The sequence below is a fragment of the Actinokineospora bangkokensis genome, from assembly GCF_001940455.1.
Classification (GTDB): Bacteria; Actinomycetota; Actinomycetes; order Mycobacteriales; family Pseudonocardiaceae; genus Actinokineospora; species Actinokineospora bangkokensis.
The window spans coordinates 349411-369244 of sequence record NZ_MKQR01000011.1; the positions used below are offsets into that span (position 1 = coordinate 349411).

A 19834-nucleotide genomic window follows, 5' to 3' on the forward strand; every position below is an offset into this window, starting at 1 on the left:
GCGGTTCACCGGGCTCGCGCACCCCCGAAAACGCGCGGGGGCGAGGGCGGATGCACCCGCCCTCGCCCCCGCGCCCGCGGTTCTGATCAGCCCACGGGAAGCGCGCCGCACCAACGGGCCGAGCCCTCCACGGGGTCCAGCGAGGCGTCCGCGCGGCGGGTCGCCGCGGCCCGCAGGCGGGTCAGGGCGGGGTCGACGGGCAGCCCGTCCTCCACGGCGAGCACCCGGCCGTCCTCCACGGCCAGCACCCGCAACCGGGTCTGGGCGGGCAGGACCACGTCGTCGGCCTGGTCGTCGTCCACCAGCCCCGACAACCGGCGCGCCGCGGTGGTCCAGATCAACAGCTCCACGCCGGGGAGCGCGCAGTCGGAGGCGGCGGTCACGGCGAGCACGGGCGCGGGGGTGCGCAGCACGTCCCCCACGGCGGGGAGGTCGCTGAGCCCGCGGACGACGACGCCGCGCAGGGTCGGCAGGAGCCGCAGGCCCGCCGCCAGGCAGGTGTGGAAGGCGGTGTCGAAGTCCTCGGACGGGTTGAGGGCGAACACCCGCACCACCGCCAGCTCGGCCACGAGCGCGGAGTGGTCGGTGCCCGCTGTACGCATGCCGGGGCGCTCGGCCAGGAGCCGGGCCACGGCGCGCACGGCGACGTCGTAGCGGTTGGCGAGGTGTTGGCGGACCTCGTGGCGTTGTTCCGGCGTACTGCGCGCGTCCGGGGGCACCTCCGTGGCGAGCGCCGGTGCGGGTGCCGCGGGGGGAACTGCGGCGGGCTCCGGGGCGGCCTGGGGCAGCACGGGCGGCGCGACAGCGGTGGTGAGGGCGGTCAGGGGAGGAAGCTCGGCGGCTGCGGGGACATCCTCGGGCGCGACCGGCACGGACGGGAGCGGGCGCGGGGCCAACTCGATCGCCGGTGCCTCGGGCGTGTCCGCAGGCTCGGGCTCGTCCACAGCAGGCGCCGCGGGCTTGCGCGGCGTGGGGGCGCTGACGGACGGGGCGGCCACGCTGGGCACCCCCAGGGGCGGGGCGGTGGTCGCCTGGGCCAGCGACGCCATCGGCGGCGGGGCCATGGCGGGCACCGCGGTGGACAGCGGCGGCAGCGGCAGCGCGCGCTCGACCGGGTGCGGGGGCGCGACGGCCTGCGCGGGGACCCGCACCTGCGCCACGGCCTCGACGTCCAGCTCGCCGCAGATGCGGCCGGATTCCTCAGCGGCCTGCTCCTCAGCAGCCTGCTCTTCAGCGGCGAGCTTCGGAGTGGTCGGTTCCACAGCGGTCGATTTGAGAGTGGTCGGCTCCGCCGTGGCGCGCACCCACGACGTGCGCGGGTTGGCCACGACGAGGGTCGCGGGCAGCACGCGCCCGTCGGCGGTCACCACCACGTCCGCGATGACGTGCTCGAACGTCCGCGTGGCGGACCGGGTGGGCACCGGGGCGACCTTCCCGCGCGCCGTGCTCAGCCGGGTGGCGGCCTCGGCGGCCAGGGACGACAGCGGGACGACCCGCAGGTGCGCCTTGGCGTCCGCGGGCAGTGCCGCGATCAGCGAGTCCAGGGCGGCCACGACCTGCGCGGGCACCTCCGGGCCCGCCGCCAGCAGCACGTCCGCCGTCGAGCCGGTCGGCGCGTGCCACGCCGGGTCGGGCTCCACCGCGTCGGGGCGGACGAGCAGGCCGCGGGCGACCACGTCGACCCGCCAGCCGGGCGCCAGGCGGTACGCGGCGGGGGCGATCAGCGGCAGGCGGGGCAGCGGGGCGACCCAGCGGTCCACCACCGGCGGGGCCGTGGGGCGGTAGACGCTCTCCAGGGCGAACGGCTGCCAGGTGCGGGTGCCGTCCGGGGCGACGTGCACCAGCCGGGTGCCGTCGCCGGTGGGCAGGCCGTGCAGGACGCGGACGGGGGCGCCGAGTTCGTCGGCGACGGGCTGGGCCAGGCCCGCGGCGGTGCGGTCGAGGAGCACCACGCAGTCCCGGGCGGCGTCGGACAGCCCCTTGAGGACGATGCGGACCGAGGACGGCTCCGGCGGCTGCTCCCCCGGGGCGCCCACCACCACGACCGGGCGGGCGGGGTCCTGGGGGCAGGTGGTGATCTCGTCGTCGCGCGCGGGGGCATCGGGGTGGCGGACCCACACGCCCAGCGGGACCTGCGTGGCACCGGGCGGCAGGTCGGCGGGCAGGTCGTCCTGCCACCAGGGCGCGGGGTGGCGGGGGCCGCCGCGCCGGTGCCCGCCGTCGGGCCGGTAGGCGACCCAACCGGTGCCCGGCGGCGGGACGAACACCCCGCCCGGCACCGCGGTCAGCGGCCCGTCCGGGGCGATGACCTCCACCCCGAGGCGGTCGGCGAGCAGCCGGGCGGGGGGCAGCGCGCCGGGCGCCGCGGCCCCCGCCCCGGCCGCGAGCAGCCGCACCCCGCCCTGGACGTGCTCGTCGAGGTCGGCCACGACCCACGGGTCGAGCCGGGCGACGGCGGCCGCGGCGGCCGCGCCCACGACGACGGCGGTCCGGTGGCGCTCCACCGGCAGCGCCGCGGCCAGCTCGGCCGCCGCGGCGTCACCCCGCCCGTCGTGCACGAGCACGGCGCCCCCGACCCGCTCGACGGTGATCTCCTGGTCCACGTGCCCTCCTTCCCGCTGCGTCACCGCTCCCACGGGCGGCGGGGGGCCCGCGGTTCACCGGGCCTCGCGATCGTCTTGGCGCGCGGGCCGGGCGGCCCAGGAGGTGAGCGGCAGCGGGCCCCGGTCGACGATCGTGCGGATGACGACGGTGCTGCGCACGTCGAGGATCGGGGCGATGGCCAGCACCCGGTCGTAGAGCACGGCCTCGAAGGTCCGCAGGTCGGGCACGGCCAGCTCGACGAGGAAGTCGGCGTCGCCGGAGACGACGTGGCAGGCCACGACGTGCTCGATCGCCGCCAGCGCCTGCCCGACCTCGGCGGCGCTGGTGCGGGAGTGCTCGACCTTGAGCGAGAGGAACACCGTCAGCCCGAGGCCCAGGCGCTCGCGGTCGAGGTCGGCGCGGTAGCCGGCGATGACGCCGTCGGCCTCCAGCGCCTTCGTGCGCCGCAGGCAGGACGTCGGGGACAGGTGCACGGCCTCGGCCAGTTCGACGTTGGGGGTGCGCCCGTGGCGCTGGAGGTGCTCCATGATCGCCCGGTCGACCCGGTCGTAGAGGGGTTGTGGCATGGGGTGCAGCGTAAGGGCGCTTTCATCGCAGATTCGTGCGCGTGGCGGCGCCCAGGCGCGTGATCTCGCCATCGCGTGCCGCGTTCCGCGGTGCACCCTGACCCGCGTCGCACACCACCTCCGGACGACGGGAACCGCACCGTGCACCCTTCCTCCCTCGAACCCGACAGCCGCGCGATGCGCGAGATGGGCGACCTGGTCCTCCAGCACGTCATCGCGCGCACCGAGCGCCTGCCGTCGCGGCCCGCGACCAACGCCCACCCCCCGGCGGCCGTGGCGGACCTGGTCGAGTCGTTCCTGGAACCCCCGCCCGCGCGGGGCGGCGACCTGGGCGACCTGCTGTCCCGCCTGGACGAGGCCGCCGACTGCGCCCTGGAGACGGCAGGCCCCGGCCACCTGTCCTACGTCCCCGGCGGGGGCCTGTACACGGCCGCGCTCGCGGAGTTCTACACCCGCGCCACCAACCGCTACGGCGGTTTCGCCCTGGTGGCCCCCGCGCTGGCCGCGCTGGAGGAGAGCGTGCTGCGCTGGTTCGCCCAAGGGGTGTGCGGGCTGCCCGCGGGCAGCGGCGGGCTGATGACCAGCGGCGGCTCGATGGCGACCTTCTCCGCGACGGTGGCCGCCCGCCACGACCGGCTGGGCGAGGACCTGGCCACCGGCACGGTCTACACCTGCGCGTCCGCCCACCACTCGGTCGCCAAGGCCGCCCGCCTCGCGGGCATCCGCGCGGCCAACGTGCGGACGGTGCCGCACACCGCCGACCAGCGCATGGACCCCGAGGCGACCGCCGCGATGATCCGCGCCGACCGGGCGGCGGGGTTGCGCCCGTTCCTGCTGGTGGCCACCGCGGGCACCACCGACACCGGCACCGTCGACCCGCTGCCCGCCCTGGCCGAGCTGGCCCGCGCCGAGGACCTGTGGTTCCACGTCGACGCCGCCTACGGCGGCTTCTTCGCCCTCACCGACCGCGGCAGGCGCCGCCTCGACGGCCTGGCGGCGGCGGACTCGATCACCCTGGACCCGCACAAGACGCTGTTCCTGCCCTTCGGCACCGGCGCCCTCGTCGTCCGCGACCCCGCCACCCTGCGGGCCGCGCACGACGGCACCGGCAGCTACCTGCAGGACATCGGCGCGGGCGGCGTGCCCGACCCCGCCCGCCTGGGTCCCGAGCTCACCCACGAGATCCGCGGCCTGCGCGCCTGGCTCCCCCTGCACCTGCACGGCGTGGACGCCTTCCGGGCGGCCCTGGACGAGAAGCTGGACCTGGCCGAGCACGTCCACGACTCGCTGTCGGCGGTCGCGGGCCTGGAGGTCCCCCTGCGCCCCGACCTGTCCACCGTGGTGTTCCGGGTGCGCCCGCGCGACGACACCCCCGCCGCCGCCCGGGAGGCCGACGGGGCGGGCCGCCTGCTGCTGGAGCGGATCAACGCCCACCAGCGCGTCGCCCTCTCCAGCACCGCCCTCGACGGCCGCTTCACCCTGCGCGTCTGCGTCGTCTCCCACCGGACCCACCACGACCGGGTCACCGAGGCGTTGAAGATCATCGCCGAGGAGGCCTCCCGGGTGTGACGCCGCGGCGGGCGGGTCAGACCTCGTCCTCGGTGACCGGGAGCGGCCTGCCGCGGGGCGGGAAGCGCAGGCCCCAGGGCTCCTCGCCATCGCTGCCGACCACCAGGGCGATGACGTCGCGGCTGGTGATGGCGGCGAGGTCGGCGGCCAGTTCCGCGGTGATCGCGGCGCCCACCACGCGCAGGCCGTCCGCGGTGGGGACCAGGGTGGCCAGGGAGTCGCGCAGCCGGACCGGGGTGCCCGCGAGGACGCCCTCGCGGATGCGGCGCATGTCGACGTCGCGGGCGTGCAGGTCGAGTTCGGCCTGCTGCCGCGGGTCGAGCAGGGGGCGCTGGTCGTCGAGGAAGTCCTGGTAAGCCGACCAGTCGGGGTCGGGGGCGGTGGACACGCGGTCGAACTCGGCGGCGATGGCCGGGGTGGTGGACTGCGGGCGCGGGACGGGGGCGGGGGTGGTGCCGATGAACCCGCCGTCCGGGTCGACCGGGATGGCGTAGACGCGGCCGAGGCCGGTGATGGCCTCCGGGGTCGCCGGGGTGAGGGTGCCCGCCTGGGGGTCGGCCAGGGACACGGTGCCGTGGTGGTTGACCACGTTCCAGGCGTGGCCGGGGCCGCCGGTGGCGGGGAAGGCGATCAGGACGGCGTCGGAGCCGTGGCCGCCACGGGTGACGCGGTCGATGACCTCGGCCAGCGCCAGCGGGCCCTTGCCGATCAGCTCCGGGGCGTAGGAGGTGGCGGCGCCGGTGGCGGCCCCCACTCCCCCGGGCGCCGCACCCGTCGCGCTCGCCCCGGCCACCCGCGGCTCGCCGCGGTAGGTGGCGTGGAAGGCCAGCGCGGAGTCCAGGCAGTTGACGTCGCGGCCCGCCGCCGACCGGTCGCCGTTGACCAGGCCGACCCACAGCGACGGGTCGGTGAAGCGGGTGCCGGGGGCCACCACGGCGGTCAGCGCCGCGGTCTCGGCCGCGCTCGGCGGCACCAGGCGCTCGGTGATCGGCTTGCTCGCGGGCGGCTCCACCTCGGTGACCGGGCCCTCGTCGGCCTCGAAGTCGTCCCGGGAGCGCTTGGTGCCCGCGCTCACGGGCGAGTCCTGCGCCGCCGGGGTGGGCGCCTCGACCGGGGTGCCCGCGTCGGGAGCGGGCTGGGTGGCGGGCAGGCTGCCGACGGTGTCCGGGGACAGCTGCGGCATCGGGTGGATCGGGCCGACCGGCTGGTCACCGAGGACCGCGCGGTAGCCGACGATGAACTCCGAGCGGACCCCGCCCGGGAAGGTGATCTCCTTCTGGTCCGGGAAGGGGCTGGCCAGGTCGAGGGTGGCGTTGACGTCGATGCCGCCCGGGGCGCGGAAGACGTAGACGTAGTCGTAGTTGCTGGGGATGACCCGGTCCGGGTTGGCCTGCTGGGTCAGCGCCATCGCGCCGGGGTCGGTGGTGGCGCTGAGGAACGCGGTGTCGCGGTGGCCGTTGTTGACGTAGTCGAGCAGGTGGCGGGTCGTGCCGTGGCCCTTGGGCGCCAGGCCGCCCTCGGCGAGGACCTGCGTCGGGGGCTTGCGGCTGAAGTGGTAGAGGTCCTCGCCGCTGGTGCGCCACTGCGCGTACTGGTCGGCGAAGGTGGTCTCGAAGCCGGGGATGGCCACCGCGTCGGGCGCCACCGGGCGGGTCGAGGTGGTGGTGCCGACCTCCGGGTGGCTGCTGCCGCGGTCGAGGCTGTAGCCGATGGGGTCGCCCGCCACGGTGCCGCGGAACCACTGGAAGACGCCGGTGTTGTTGCGCAGCCTGCCGCCGCGGTCGGACACGAATGTCCCGTCCGAGGGGCCGTCCGGCTCGTAGAGGCCGATCAGGCCCGCCCCGCTGTGCCAGGCGACGCTGGGCTCACCCTGGTCGCCGCGCACCTCCCAGCGACCGTCCGTGGCCTGGGCGGTGGTGGGCAGCGCGGTGAACTCCTGGTACTCGGCCGGGGCCGGGAACGGCGCGGGCACCGGGGCCGGGGCCTGGGTCGTCGGGGCGGGGGTGGGCCAGTGGCCCGCGACGGTGTCGGTGGTGCCGCCCAGCGGCACGGCGCCGCTGGAGGTCCCGAGCCCGGTGCCGGTCGTCGTGGTGGTCGGGCCGGAGGTGGTCGTCGTGGTGGTGCCGGTCCCGGTCGTGGTGCCGGTGGTCGCGGCCGGGGTGGTCGGGACCTGCGTGCCCAGGCCGCCGGCGATGTCGGTGGACAGGGTGGTGGCCTGCTGGGGGGTGCCGCCGCGGTGCAGGTGCAGCGCGACGATGGTGGTGACGTCGTCGGTGAGACCGGTGTTGTCGAGCCGGGTCAGGTCGTGGGTCTGGGCGATGATCGCGTCGGCCTGGGTGCGCAGCCCGTGCCGCTGCGTGGGGGTCAGCGGGCCGAAGCCGTGGTCGGCGGCGCGCGCCTCGGCCCTGACCTCGGTGGCGCTCCACGGCGACGGCGTGGTGGGGGCACCGATCCCGCCGACGGCCTGGCGCAGGTCCGCGGCGGTGAACGTGGTGGTGGCCGGGGTCGTGATGGCGAAGTCGACCGGGCGCATCTCCACCGGCAAGGACTCGACGAAGTCGGTGACCTGCTGCTGCGTGACACCGGGTCCGATGTGGAGGGTGCGGCCGGTGTCGTCGCGGGTCGCCGGGACGGTGGGGGTGTGCGCGGGCGCGGGGCCCGCGGCGTGCAGGACGGCCCCGTCGCCGGTCTTGGTGACCTGCAGGCCGGTGCTCGCCGCGGGGGCCTTGCCGCCGTGGGTCCACACGTCGTGCAGGGTGATCAGGCCCTCGCGCAGGGCGTCGGCCTCCCACACCCGGACGGTGAGGTCCTGCTGGGAGTGCACCTGGGCGACCTTGGGCCGCTCGCCGTCCGGGCGCCCGGTGAGCCGGTCGCGCACGGCGCCGACGGCGGCGGCCACCTTGTTGGAGTGGTGCGCGCGGGTCTCGACGAAGAAGTCGGCGTCGGCGGTGAACAGGTACGACCGGCCGCTCTGCGACCGGCTCCCGGACGCCGACCCGCTGCCCGCCTGGGCGTCGGTGGCGGTGGAGCCGTTGTCGGCGCCCGGGGTGGGGGCCACGCCGAAGCCGACCGGGGTGCCCTGGCCCGCGGGCAGCGTGGTGCCGCCCAGGCCCGGGTCGTTGACCCCGCGCGTCCAGGTGACGGCGGTGGACGAGCCGTGCGAGCGGGAGTCCTCGGTCTCGCGCTCGAGGTCGACCTTGACCCCGTCCGGGCTGGCCGCGACGAACCGGAACGAGCCGGGGCGGAACTGCGCGGTGACCTTGGCGTCGTAGAGGTTGTCGTAGGTGGTGTGCTTGCGGCTCTCCACCCGCTCGGTGCGGTAGTCGTCGCTGGTGAACATGGTGAACCCGCCGTTGTGCAGCGAACTGCCGCGGGTGAAGCCGTGCAGCACGTGCTCGCCCTGCCCGCCCGGGCGGGTGAAGTCGGAGGGCACGGCCTTGGCCGCTTGCAGCGCGGGGGCGGTGACGGCGCCCAGCCGCGGCGGCCTGCCGCCGAGCAGGGCGTAGGCGGTGTCGCGGATCGCGCGGGTGGTGTCCTGGCCCAGCGACTCCAGCGCCCACATCGACCCGGCGCCCAGCACGCCGTTGCGGGCGGGGGTCGCGGCGACCACCTGGGTGGTCGGCGCGGTGGTGGGCTGGGTGAGGGCGGGCGAGACGGTGGTGTCCGGGGCGACGAGGTCGACCGCGCCGGGCAGCACGACCGGCGCCGCGCTGGTCCTGGTGAAGTCGATGTGGCGCACCACCGGCCCGGCGAACGCGTCGAGCGCGGGGGTTGGCCTGCGGTAGCGGGTGATGACCAGGGTGTGGTCGACCTCGTGGGTGGAGCGGCCGACCTTGTCCACCTTGACCTGCTGGCTGGTCTTCACCCCGCCGCTGGTCGGGTCGGTGGTGGAGTTCGCCTTGCTGCCGCTGAGACCCGGCTGCACGCCGAAAGCACCGCTGGCGGCACCGGCGCTGGGGGTGACCTTCTCCGGCTTGCCGTCCGGGCCCAGCGGGGCCGCGGGCACCGGCGGTGTGGTGCTGTGGCTGCCGCCGACCAGGAGGTTCGCGCTGCCGGAGGTGGTGTCGGTGGTGGTGCGGGTGGTGGACGGGGAGGCGTAGCCGGTGGTGGCCTGGCTGTTGGGGACGACGCCGCCGCTGGGGGTGGCGGCGCGGGTCGAGGGGGCGGAGGTGATCCGGATGTCGACGACGTCCTCGAACAGCACGTCGGTGTCGGACACCGAGATCAGCGCCTCGTCGCCTGCGAGCGGGTCGCGCAGGAACACGTGCCCGCGCGGGGTGCTCAGCAGGTCGCGCACCTGCTCCAGCACGAGGTTCTGCCACTTGCCGGTGACGCCGAGCCCGGTGAGCTGGGTCCGCACCGGGTCGAGCGCGTCCGGGTTCGGCGCGAGGGCGGTGGCGGGCGGGGTGTGCAGGGTGCTGCTGATGACGGTGGTCTGGCTCTGCGAGGTGTAGGTGCCCGGGGCGGTGAGCAGCGTCGTCGCCGGGGTGTTGGGGGTGGCGGGGGCCTCGGGCAGGGCGGCGGTCAGCTCGGCGGGCACGTCGAGGCCCTGCTGCTGGAACAGCGCGATGGCCGAGGCCACCGGCAGCTGGACCAGCGCGCCGTCGGGCTGGTCGACGACCACCGGCAGCGCGCCGAACCTGTTGGTCTTGACGGCGTTGCGGATGTTCATGTCCGCGGCGAACTCGTAGCGGGTGTCCAGCGCGATCCACGCCGTCGGGCCCTTGTACTCGTAGGCCTGCTTGCCGCCGGAGGCGAAGTCGCGGGCGAGCGTGCCGCCCCACTTCTTGCCCAGGCCCAGGTTGAGCCGCAGGCGCGCGCCCCAGCCGGTCGCGCGCTTGGGGGTGACGTCGAGGTTGAGCTCGGCTTCGACGCCCTTGGCCTTGCCCCGGGTGTTGCTGACGGCCAGGTCGCCGCTCTGGTTGCGCTGGAGGGTGCCGTTGGTGCGGATGTCGATGAGCCGGGGCGAGGAGTAGGTGGTGGTCGCGACCAGGGCGCCGTTGAAGTCGGTGGCGCGGCCCGGCTGGACCATGTCGGCGGTCTTGGCCTGCTGCCCGCCGAGGCCGAGCGCGGCCCGGCCGCGGCTGCCGACCTCACCGAGGAAGTACCGGATCGTCTCGCCGGGGGTGCTGCCCGGCTTGGTCATCGGGGACAGCTTGTAGCGGAAGGTGGTGTTGACCCCGCCGCGGGTCTCGGTGATCTCGCGCCTGCCCCACGAGGCCCAGCTGCCGCCGCCGAAGGGCGATTCGCGCACGGTGGTCGGCCTGCCGCCGGGGGCGGGCGACAGCGCCTCGACGCTCTTGGCGAGGGCGATGTTGGCGCCCTCGGTGGTGTTGGTGGTGACCCGCACGTGCTCGACGGTGGCGAACTCGCCCAGCGTGCCGGGGGTGATCGGCCGGGCGCCCGCGGGCAGCGCGGGGGCGGCGCCGAGGTAGATGCCCTCGCGCATCGGGCTGGCGGGCAGGGCGCGCACGGCCCAGTCGAGCTTGTCCGCCGGGGCGGCCACGCGCACCGCGCCCGGCACGGTGAACGCCTGGATCTGCGCGGCGGGCGCCGTGGTGGTGCCGGTGGCGATGGCGGTGGCGACGTCGGCGGTCGAGGGCTCGGTGAGCCGCTGGTCGACGCGGGGGCCGCCGGTCATCATGCCGCCCATGAACACCCGCTGGAACCAGTTCGGGGTGGCCACGGTGCGGTGCACCACCACCACGTCGACGGTGCCGTCGAAGCCGCGGAACTCGCCGGTGTAGCTGGTGGCGCGCGCGTCGCGGGCGGTGGTGCCCGCGTTGGTGGACCGGGAGTTCTCGTAGCCCGCGGCCACGGCAACGCGGGGGGCGCCCGCGGAGGTGGTGGGCCCGCCCTGGAACGGGCGCGGGTCGCCGTCCTGCGGCCGCGGCTTGGGCAGGTCCGCCCCCGGGGAGTCCTTGCCGACCGGCCGGGACTCGAACGCGACGCCGATCTTGGCCGAGCGGGTGGCGGCCAGCGCCCTGCGGTGCTGGGCGTTGTTCTGGTCCTGCACGGTGGACTTGGTCTGCGAGCTGAGCACGGTGGTCGTGGGCGGGCGGATCGAGGTGTGCACCTCGACCTGGTGCACCTGGTTGCCCTCGACCCAGGTGACCGGCTCGCCGCCGTACATCGAGTTGTACACCGCCTGCACGGCGTTCTTGCCCGTGAAGCGCGCCTCGACGGCCTTGGTGCCCTCGGCGCCGAGGGTGAACCCGGTGGTGATGTGGTCGGCGATCGCCTGGGCGCCCGGCACGGACTTGATGTCGTCGGTGCCCAGCAGGTACGGGCCGGTGCCCGCGCCGGTGGTGGGCTTGGCCGAGTTCGCCAGGTGCGCGGGCAGCGGCAGGCCCTGGGCCCTGGCCAGCTCGACCGGCACGCGGATGGTGCTCTCCAGGGTCCCGGTGGCGGTGTGGCTGTCGGCGGTGACCGTCACCGGCCGCTGCACCTGGTAGACCAGCTCGGTGTCGCCGACGCCGCGGTCGACGGCCTGCTCGGTGGTCTTGGTGTGGCCCGCGGTCAGCCCGCTGGCGAAGTCGACGAACGCGCCGACGAAGAAGCCCCAGCGGCTGAAGGACTTGCCGACGAACAGGCCCGCGCCCGCGTTGGCCTCCGCACCCCGGCTGGTGCCGCTGCTGCCCGCGTGCTTGGCGTTGGCGGAGGTGGCGATCGTGGTGGTGCCGATGAGGGTCACCTGCGGCTGGCCGTTGCCGCGCACGGTGACGTCGCGGCCGTCGACGTTGACCATGCGGTCGAGGTTGGTGTTGGCCTGGGAGCTGAGCAGGGTGAACACGGTGTCGCGGTCCACCGGGGCGGCGTGGGTGCCGTTGTTGAGCGCGGCGGTGACCGAGTCGGTGAGCGCGACGGGCGCCTGGGCGGCCTCGACGGTGATGGTGCCGTCCAGGCTGATCGCCGTCTGGGTGCTGGCGGGCAGGGCGACCGTCTGCGGCGCGGTGCGGGTGACGTCCGGGACGCGCAGGTCCATCCGCAGCGACACCGGGGCCGACCGCGCGCCACCGGGCAGCGCCGCGGTGATCTCCAGCGCGGTCTGCACCAGCGCGCGGTCGCCGGTGGACGCGCCTTCCTTGGCGGTGGCGGTCGAGCCCATCGTCTGCGAGCGCTTGCCGGTGGCGCCGACGTAGACGGTCGGCCGCAGCACCAGGTCCACGCCGGGGATCGGGATGGCCGAGAACAGCGGGATGCGCAGCGGCAGCGAGCTGGACACCGACTCCGACAGCGGGGTCTGCGCGTCCTGGCCGGTGGAGCGCGACGAACCGGGGGTGGCGTCCGGCCTGCCACTGACGGCGTCCTTCGTGCGGGTGTCGCCGGGGCGCAGCACGGTGCCGGTGAGCTGGACCCGCACCGGCCCGCCGGTGGTGGTGACGGTGACCTGGCCGTTGCCGTTGGCGACCGCGGCCAGGTCGTCGGCGCTGAGGCCGTCGACGGCGGTCTGCACGTCGGCCCGGGTGGCGGTGGTGCCGAGCAGGGTGGCGACAGCGGTGACCAGGGCGGCGCGCGACCCGATCGACTCCACCTCGATCCGCCCGCTCGGCGGCAGCGACGACACCAGGGTCAGGGACCGCTCGACCTCGCCCTGCTTGGCCGCCTCCTTCGCCGCGTCCTCGGCGGCCTTGGCGTCGGTGGCGCCCTGCTCGGCGGTCTCCGCGGCGGTAGTGGCGGCCAAGTCGGCGGCGACGGCGGCGTCGTGGGCGTCCTGCAGGGCCTGGGTGGGGGCGTCGAGGGCTGCCACGGCCGCCCTCGCGGCGGTCGTCGCGGCGATCACCTGGCCCTGGCCCGCGACCGCGTTGGTGCCCGCCTCCTGGAGCTTGCCGCCGGTGTAGGCGACGTCCTTGCGCAGGTCGACGATCTCGGCGTTGGTGTCGGCGAGGGACTGGGCCAGCTCGGCGCGCCGGGTCGGGTCCGGGGTCGACGACGCGTCGAGTGCGGCGATCTGCGCGGTGAGGTCGGCGGCGGTCCGGGTGGCCTCGTTCAGCCCCCGGTTCGCGCCCTGGGACCGGGTCGTCCACCGGCGCAGCACGGCCGCGTCGTGGTCGGCCTGGGCCTGGGCGGTGTCCACGGCGGCGATGGCGTCCCTGGCGTTCTGGATGGCGGTGCGCACGGCGGTGACCGCGGTGGCGGCCCGGCCCGCCTCGGCGGCGGCGTTGGCGGTCTCCAGCATCGTGGCGGCGTGCTGGGCGCGGGCGGTGTCGAGGGCGGTGCGGGCGTTGCCCACCTCGGTCTGCGCGGTGGTCGCGGCGGTCTGGGCGGCGGCGAGCGACGCCTCGAACGGGCGGGCGGCGGTGCGCGCGGTGTCGAGGGCGGCCCGCGCGGTGTGGTAGTTGTTGCGCGCGATCGTCCGCGTGGCCGTGGTCTGCCGGGCCCTCGCGGTCGCGTCCGTGATCCGCTGCTGCAACGCGGCCACGACCCGCTGGGCGTCGGTCAGCTCCGACAGCGCCGCCACGTCACCCGGGTTCGCGGTGACGGCCGCCTGGGCGTTGGCCACCGCGGCGTTGGCGCCGACGAGAGCGGTGTTGACCGCCGCGGTGGTGTTGTTGACCTGGCGCCGGGCCAGGTTGTCGCGCACGGCGGCGAAAACCAAGGCGGTGCGGGCGGAGGACAGCTGCCCCTGGGCGGTGTTCACCGCGGCGGTGAACGGCGCCGCGGCGGCCTGCGTGCCGAGCAGCGCACCCTGCGCGGTCCGGTTGTGCTCCTGGGCGTTGTAGTGCGCCAACTGGGCCTGCCGCACGGCCCAGGACGAGCGCCCCGGCATCGGCGCGGAGTGCGTCTGGGCGGTCGACGCGGCGGTGACCGCTGCCTCGGCCCGGCGCGCCCTGGCGGTGAAAGTGGCGATCGAGGGCAGGGCGGTCGGGGCGGGGGTCGTGCGCAGGGTGGAGCCCGCGTGGCCCGCCACCACGTCGGGACGGGTGGGCGCTGCGGAGGACGACACTGCGGACGACGCCGTGGCGGTCGCGGTCGCAGGCGCGGTGCGGGTCGGCGTGGCCGGGGCCTGGGTGGCGGGGGTCGTGGCCGGGGTCTGGGTCGCGGCCGGGGTCTGGGTGGGCGTGGTGGCCGCTGCGGCGCGGGCTGCCCTGGCGATCTGGGACTTCGGGGTCTTCTTGGGACGGGCTGCGATCGGGGCGGGCTGTGCGGTGGACGCCGCGGCGGTCGCGTTGGCCGGCGTGGTCGTGGTCGTGGTGTTGACTGTGGGCGCGGTGGGGGCCTTGGCGGACGGGGTGGTGGCGGGGGTCGAAGGGGTCGCGGTCTGGGTGGTGCTGGACTGGGTGGTGCTCGACTGGGTCGTGGTGGACTGGGCGGTGGCCGTGGTGGCCGTGGTTGTCGTTGTGGTGGTGGCGTTCGCGGGGGTGGTGGACGGTGCCGGGGCGGTGTTCGTCGGGGCTTGGGAGAGGGTCACGGGAGCGGCAGGCTTGTCTGAAGTGGACTCGGTGGAGGTGGACTGCCCGTTGCTCACCGAGGACGCCGTGGGGGTGGTGCTCGTCGTCGCCGCGCCTGGGGTGGTGGTCTGGTTGACGGCCGCCGAAGTGGTCGTCGACGGCGTGGTGTTGACCAGCTCGGAGGCGGTGTTGGGCTGGTTGACCGCCGCCGGGGAGGTCGCGGCGGGCGTGGTCTGGGTGCTGCCCGCGGGCGTGGCGGCGGGTGCGGTCGAGGTTGCCGGGGCGGTCGACTGGTTGTTGCCCAGGGGGGCCGTGCCTGCGGGGGTCGTCTGCGGCGCCGACGTGGACTGGCCGTTGCCGGGGGCCGTGGCAGCCGGGGCCGACTGGCCGTTGCCGGCGGGCGCGGAGGTGGCGGTGGACGTCGCCGCCGGCGCCGTGCCGGGCTGGTTGGTGCCCACCGGCGCCGTGCCGTTCGGCGTCGAGACCGCCGGCGTGCCGGACTGACCGGTGCCCACCGGCGCCGTGCCGCTGGGCGTCGAGTTCGCGGGGGCGCTGGACTGGTTGTTGCCTGCCGGGGTGGTCTGGGGAGGGGTGGCCGACTGCCCGGTACCCACCGGCACCGTGGTGGCCGGGGTCGAGGTCGACGGCGTGATGGGGGTCGTGGTCGGGGTGGACTGCGTGGGGGTGGACGACTGGCCGGAGCCCACCGGTGCCGGGGTGACGGGCGCCGGGGTGGGGTTGGTGGACGGGCTGGTCGTGGGGTTGGTGGTGTTCGGGTGGGTGGAACCGGAGGTCGTGGTGGTGCCCGCGGTGGTGGTGGACGGCGTCGGCGTTGAGGTGGTGGCCGTGGGGGGCTGGGCCGTGGTGGGCTGGGTGGTGGGCGGCGCGGGAGTGGGGGTCGGCGCGGGCGCCTGGGTGGTGCTGACCGTCGGCTGGGTCTGCGGGCTGGAGGTCGGCGGGGTCTGCGTGCCGGAGGTGCCCGCGACCGTGGTGCCGGTGCCGGGGGTGACGACGATCGGGGTGCTGGTCGTCGTGCTGGTGGTCGGGGGCGGGGTGGTGCCGCTGCCCGTGGAACCGGTGGTGGACCCCGTCGTCGTGGTGCCGGGGCCGGGGTTGCCCTTCTCGCCACCCGGCTTGCCGCCGCCCGCGGGCGGGGTGGCGGGTGGGGCCAGGAAGCCGCCGATGGCCGCGCCCGCGGCGCCCGCCGAGCCGGAGACCGCGCCCGAGGACGCGGCGAACGGGTTCATCTCGAAGGTGCCCTCGGTGGCGTACTTGTAGATCGCCTCCGTCAGGGTCTCGTGCAGCGACTCCACGCCGATCTCGGCGATGGTCTTGCCGACCACCGAGCCCGCCGCCTTGCCCACCACCGCCATGGGCAGCGACAGGGCGCCGCCGAGCGAGCCAACGGCGATCGCGCCGAGGGTGGACTTGGTGTTCCAGGTGGTGCGGGTGCCCATGCCGAACTGGATGGTCTGGGCGAGTGCGTCGATGGCGACCTGGAACAGGATGCCGAAGACCTGGGCCTGCACCGCCTTGATGAGCAGGCGCCCGAGCAGCGATTGCAGCAGGAACCGCACGATCGCCACCCGGGCGGCCAGCCACACCATGCTGGCGCCGGAGGTCCAGAACGCCATGGCGATGGCCCACGCCATCTCCGCGATCAGGGTGATGAGCGTGATGATCGAGACGAGCTTGACGTACTCCACGTCGAGGGCCAGTTCGCGCAGGAACTTGGCCAGCTGGCGGAACTGCGCCTCGGCGTTGGCCAGGTGGCTGCCGGAGCCGCCCTCGGCGAACGGGGCCATCCGGTCGGCGAAGGCCTGCTCGGCGTCGCCGGTGAAGGTGGACCTGATGGTCGCGATGGCGCGCAGCAGCTCCGGGGTCAGCTCGCCGCTGAGCTGGGCGGCGGCCCGGTCCCACGCGTCGGCTAGGGCGCGCAGGGCGCTCTCGTCGGCGTCCGGCCACTCCTCGCCGGTCAGGACGTGGAACATGGTGCGCACTTCGTCGGAGACCATCATGCCCATGGCGACTACCCCTGGTTCCCCGGGACGGACGAGGTGGCCTCGTCGTCGGTGGTGCGGAAGGACTTGGCGGTGTCGAGGGTGCGCCCACCGGCGTCCCCGACCACCTCGCTGAGCAGGGCGAGGAACTTCACGCCCTGCTCGGCCCCGGGCTTGTAGCCCTGGTCGAACCGCTTGCCCATCTCCCCGGTGCCGCCCGCGTACTGGTACTGCGCGACGGCCCCGCCCAGCTCGGCGCAGATGCGCCGGGTGAGCGCCATCAGCCCCTGGATGTCGACCCCGCCCTTGGCCAGGGCGTCGACGTCGACCCGGACGCGCTCGCTCACCGGGCCCACCGCCCCGCGGTCGCGTCGTCGACGGCGGCGGCGAACATCGCGTCGAGGTCGGGGCCCGCGCCGCGCAGGGCGTCGAGGTCCATGCCCTGCGGCAGCAGCCCGCCGACCAGGGCGGCGGTGTTCTCCGCCGCCCTGGTCTGGGCCCGGTTCACCACGTCGGTGATGCGCGCGGCGAGCTCCTTGGGGGCCAGGTCCCGCCACCGCCTGCCGGAGAGCACCAGGCCCACGAGCTTGCCCTGGCTGTCCACGGTGGCCTCGACCAGGCGGTCCTCGCTGGTGGCGCTGGCCCGCACGGCCCGCAGGTCGGCCATCGTCCGCTCCAGCCTGGCCTGCTGCTCGCGCAGCTGGGCCACGGCGGCGGCCATCTCGTTGTGCAGCGGGGTGGACATGGTGCTCCTCCTCGGTCTCAGTGCGCCGAGGCGGTCTCCTCGGCGGCCGGGGTCCCGGTCGCGGTCCGGCCGCGGGGGGCGGCCGAGCGCACGTGGACGTGGGTGGGGGCCAGGGGCTCGTCGGCCTCGACCGCGTCCAGGTCGGGCCTGCCGATCACGCCGACGCCGCAGTGGGCCTCGGTGCCCCAGACCTCCTCGTCCTCCGAGAGCCAGGTCTGGCGTTCGCGCTCCTGCTCCTTGTTGCCGCCCTGACCACCGGTCATGGGGGGCATCATCGGGGGCATGAAGGGCGGCATCGCCCCTCTGCGGTCATCACGGCCCGCACCCCCCTGGGGGTTCACCGCGCCGTCGCCGCCGCCCGAACCGCCGGACCAGTCGGACCAGCCGTCGGTGGACCCGACGCCGAACGGGTCGCCCGCACCGGTGCCCGCACCGCCGCCGCCTGCCCCGAAGCCGCCTGCGCCGAGCCCGTCGGCACCGAGGCCACCGGCACCGCCGCCCGCACCGCCGCCGAGCGCGCCGAGGCCGTCGCCGAAGCCGCCCGCGCCGCCGAACCCACCGCCCGCGCCGCCGAGGCCGCCCGCGGAACCGTCCAGGCCCTCGGTGAGCGCGGCGGGCAGCTCGCCCGGCGCGGCACCGGGGGTGGCGCCGGGGCCGACGCCGAAGTCGCCCGCGGGGGGCAGCTGCACGCCGCCCTTGCCGCCGCCGGTGTCGCCGCCGGGCAGCAGCCCGTCGCTGGGCAGCAGGTCGCCGGGGGCCAGCGGCGCGTCGGGCGCCCAGCCCTCGTCGTCGGGGATGCCGTCGCCGTCGCGGTCGAGGCCGCCCCCGAGGCCGCCATCGGCGCCGGTGCCGGGGAGCAGGCCGTCCGCGGCGCCGCGGTCGCGGCCCCCGCCGGTGCCGCCGGGACCCGTGCCGCCCGCGCCGAGGCCGAGGCCGGTGCCGGGCGGGGGCAGGACGACGCCCGAGCCGCTGCTGCCATCGGCGCCAAGCCCGTCGGGTCCGAGACCATCGGGCCCGAGACCGCTCGTGCTGCCGTCAGCACCGAGGCCGCCCAGGCCGTCCACCCCACCGGTGCCGGGAGGCGGCGGAACCGCGCCGTCGCCACCGAGGCCGCCCAGACCGTCGACTCCACCGGTGCCGGGAGGCGGCGGGACGGCGCCGTTGCCCCCGAGGCCGTCCGTGCCACCGGTACCCGGGGGCGGCGGCACCGCGCCGTTGCCCCCGAGGCCGCCCAGGCCGTCCGTACCACCTGTGCCGGGGGGCGGCGGGACCGCGCCGCCACCGCCTTCCCCGCCCGTGCTGCCGGGAGGCGGCGGGACCTGCCCGGTGCCGGGCGGCGGCGGGACCGCGCCTCCGCCACCGCCAGCGGGCGGCGGGGGCGGCGGGGGCGGGGGCGGAGGAGGCGGCGGGGGTGTCGCGCCGCCGCCGCCGAGACCGCCGCCGCCGGGTGAGCCCAGGGTGGGCGGCGGGTTGTTCTTGAGGTCGCCCAGCGAGCGCAGCGACTTGGTGTACTCGTTGGTCAGCGGGGACAGGGCGGTGCGCGCCGACTCGTCGAGGGTCTTGAGCTTGTTCTTGATGTAGGTGCTGACGGCGAGGTTCGCGCTGTCCCAGAACGCCTGCGTGGTGAGGTTGCCCGAGATGTGCGGCAGGTCCTTGATCCAGGTCTGGCGGGTCGCGTCGTAGTTGCTGCGGTACTCCGACATCACCTTGCGGATGTACTCCTCGGACTTCTCCCGGGAGTCGAAGTCGTCGAGCATGTAGTGGTTGGCCATGCCCTCGGGGTACATGCCCTTCGTCATCACCAGCAGGCCCTGGCGCTTGAGGTAGACGACGATGTTGTTGATGAGCATGCTGTGGATCTTCTGCGGCTCGGTCTTGAGCCAGGACACGTTGTCCCACCAGGTCTTGGCCATCGCGGTCCCGTAGGACTTGAGGTAGTGGTAGTCCCAGTACAGCGCGGTCGGCATGTCCGGCTTGCGGTCGAGCATCAGCTGCTCGCGCAGGTCGCCGAGGGTGAACGCCAGCCGCTTGAGGTTGACCTGGATCGCGTAGGCGGCCTTGCCCTTGAACGCCGAGTCGGAGCTGTCGAGGCCCTTGACCCAGCCGTCGAGGGTCTCCTTGTTCGTGCGCAGCCAGTTGACGTACTTGTTGGCCACCTCGTAGGAGTCGAACAGGCGCTGGGCGTCCATGATGCCGGTCTTGCCCTGCGACAGCGGGGTGGCCAGGCCGTCGATCTCGGTGAGCTGGTTGCCGTAGCTCGTCCACGCCGCCTGGTTGAGGTCGACGCCGAAGTAGTGCTTGTCCCAGGCGCGGTAGTGGTAGGAGGCCTTCGCGGCCTCGGCGCCCTCGGGGGTGAAGCGGAACCAGGGGTTCTTCGACCCGGCTCCCCCGGCCTCGTCGACGAAGCCGTGCAGGTCCGGCCCCTGGCCCGTCACCGCGAACAGGATCTGGGCGAAGTTGGCGCCGGACAGGTCGCCGGTGCCGGGCAGCGTGGGTTGTGCCATGGCTGGGTCCTCCTGGTTCCCGTGTCGGCCGTGCTACTTGGGTCCGGTGCCGCCGCCGGTCAGGCCGCCCCCGGCGTTGAAGTCGGGGAACTCTGCGACGAACTTGCCGATCTCGTAGTTGGCCAGGTCGCTGTGGTCCTTGAACACGCTCTTGGCCTCGACCAGGGCGTTGCGGAACTTGACGATGGCCTGGCGCAGGGTCTCGTTCTGCGCGGCGACCGAGGCGCCGAACTTCTGGCCCTTGGTGACCAGGTCGACCGCGGGCTGCCAGTGCTGCTTGCCCGGCTGGAGGGTGAAGCTGTCGTCGAGCCAGACGGTGTCGGAGGTCGTCGCGTTGTGCAGCAGCGAGTACTCCAGGTCGTCCATGACCTTGATCAGCTGGTTGTACTTGGTCTCGTCGAAGGTGATGTTGGTGCCCACTGCGTCCTCCTCGTGCGGTGCCCGCTGCCGCGGG

Annotated in this window: 8 protein-coding genes; 1 reads left to right on the forward strand and 7 read right to left on the reverse strand. The window is 75.5% G+C overall.

All coding sequences use genetic code 11. The annotated features are described in order from the left end of the window. Nucleotides 1-86 precede the first annotated feature (86 nt). Nucleotides 87-2603 (reverse strand): hypothetical protein, encoded by a 2517-nt coding sequence (locus BJP25_RS12545; protein ID WP_075975039.1) that lies wholly within the window; start codon nucleotides 2601-2603, stop codon nucleotides 87-89. Nucleotides 2604-2657: 54 nt separating this feature from the next. Further along, on the reverse strand, nucleotides 2658-3170 hold the full coding sequence (locus BJP25_RS12550; protein WP_075975040.1) for an Lrp/AsnC family transcriptional regulator: 513 nt from the start codon (nucleotides 3168-3170) through the stop codon (nucleotides 2658-2660). Nucleotides 3171-3311: 141 nt separating this feature from the next. On the opposite strand from BJP25_RS12550, the gene BJP25_RS12555 reads away from it, so the two are divergent. Then, on the forward strand, nucleotides 3312-4739 hold the full coding sequence (locus tag BJP25_RS12555) for a pyridoxal phosphate-dependent decarboxylase family protein (RefSeq protein WP_075975041.1): 1428 nt from the start codon (nucleotides 3312-3314) through the stop codon (nucleotides 4737-4739). A gap of 16 nt (nucleotides 4740-4755) precedes the next feature. Here BJP25_RS12555 and BJP25_RS34130 read toward each other — a convergent pair whose 3' ends face one another. From BJP25_RS34130 to BJP25_RS12580, 5 genes are read right to left on the reverse strand one after another with little or no spacing between them, the layout of a single operon-like run. Continuing rightward, entirely contained in the window at nucleotides 4756-16155 is an 11400-nt protein-coding gene (locus BJP25_RS34130; protein ID WP_075975042.1) for a scabin-related ADP-ribosyltransferase, read from the reverse strand. 5 nt (nucleotides 16156-16160) lie between these two features. After that, nucleotides 16161-16478: a hypothetical protein gene (locus tag BJP25_RS12565; protein WP_143219036.1), complete on the reverse strand. Its 318-nt coding sequence runs from the start codon at nucleotides 16476-16478 to the stop codon at nucleotides 16161-16163. Further along, nucleotides 16475-16876: a YbaB/EbfC family nucleoid-associated protein gene (locus tag BJP25_RS12570; RefSeq protein WP_075975044.1), complete on the reverse strand. Its 402-nt coding sequence runs from the start codon at nucleotides 16874-16876 to the stop codon at nucleotides 16475-16477. The genes BJP25_RS12565 and BJP25_RS12570 overlap by 4 nt, the downstream gene beginning before the upstream one ends. 17 nt (nucleotides 16877-16893) lie before the next feature. Beyond that, on the reverse strand, nucleotides 16894-19380 hold the full coding sequence (locus BJP25_RS36190; protein ID WP_075975045.1) for a hypothetical protein: 2487 nt from the start codon (nucleotides 19378-19380) through the stop codon (nucleotides 16894-16896). A 33-nt stretch (nucleotides 19381-19413) separates the two neighbouring features. Continuing rightward, nucleotides 19414-19800, reverse strand: coding sequence for a hypothetical protein (locus BJP25_RS12580; protein WP_075975046.1), 387 nt, complete (start codon nucleotides 19798-19800; stop codon nucleotides 19414-19416). Between the last annotated feature and the right edge of the window lie 34 nt (nucleotides 19801-19834).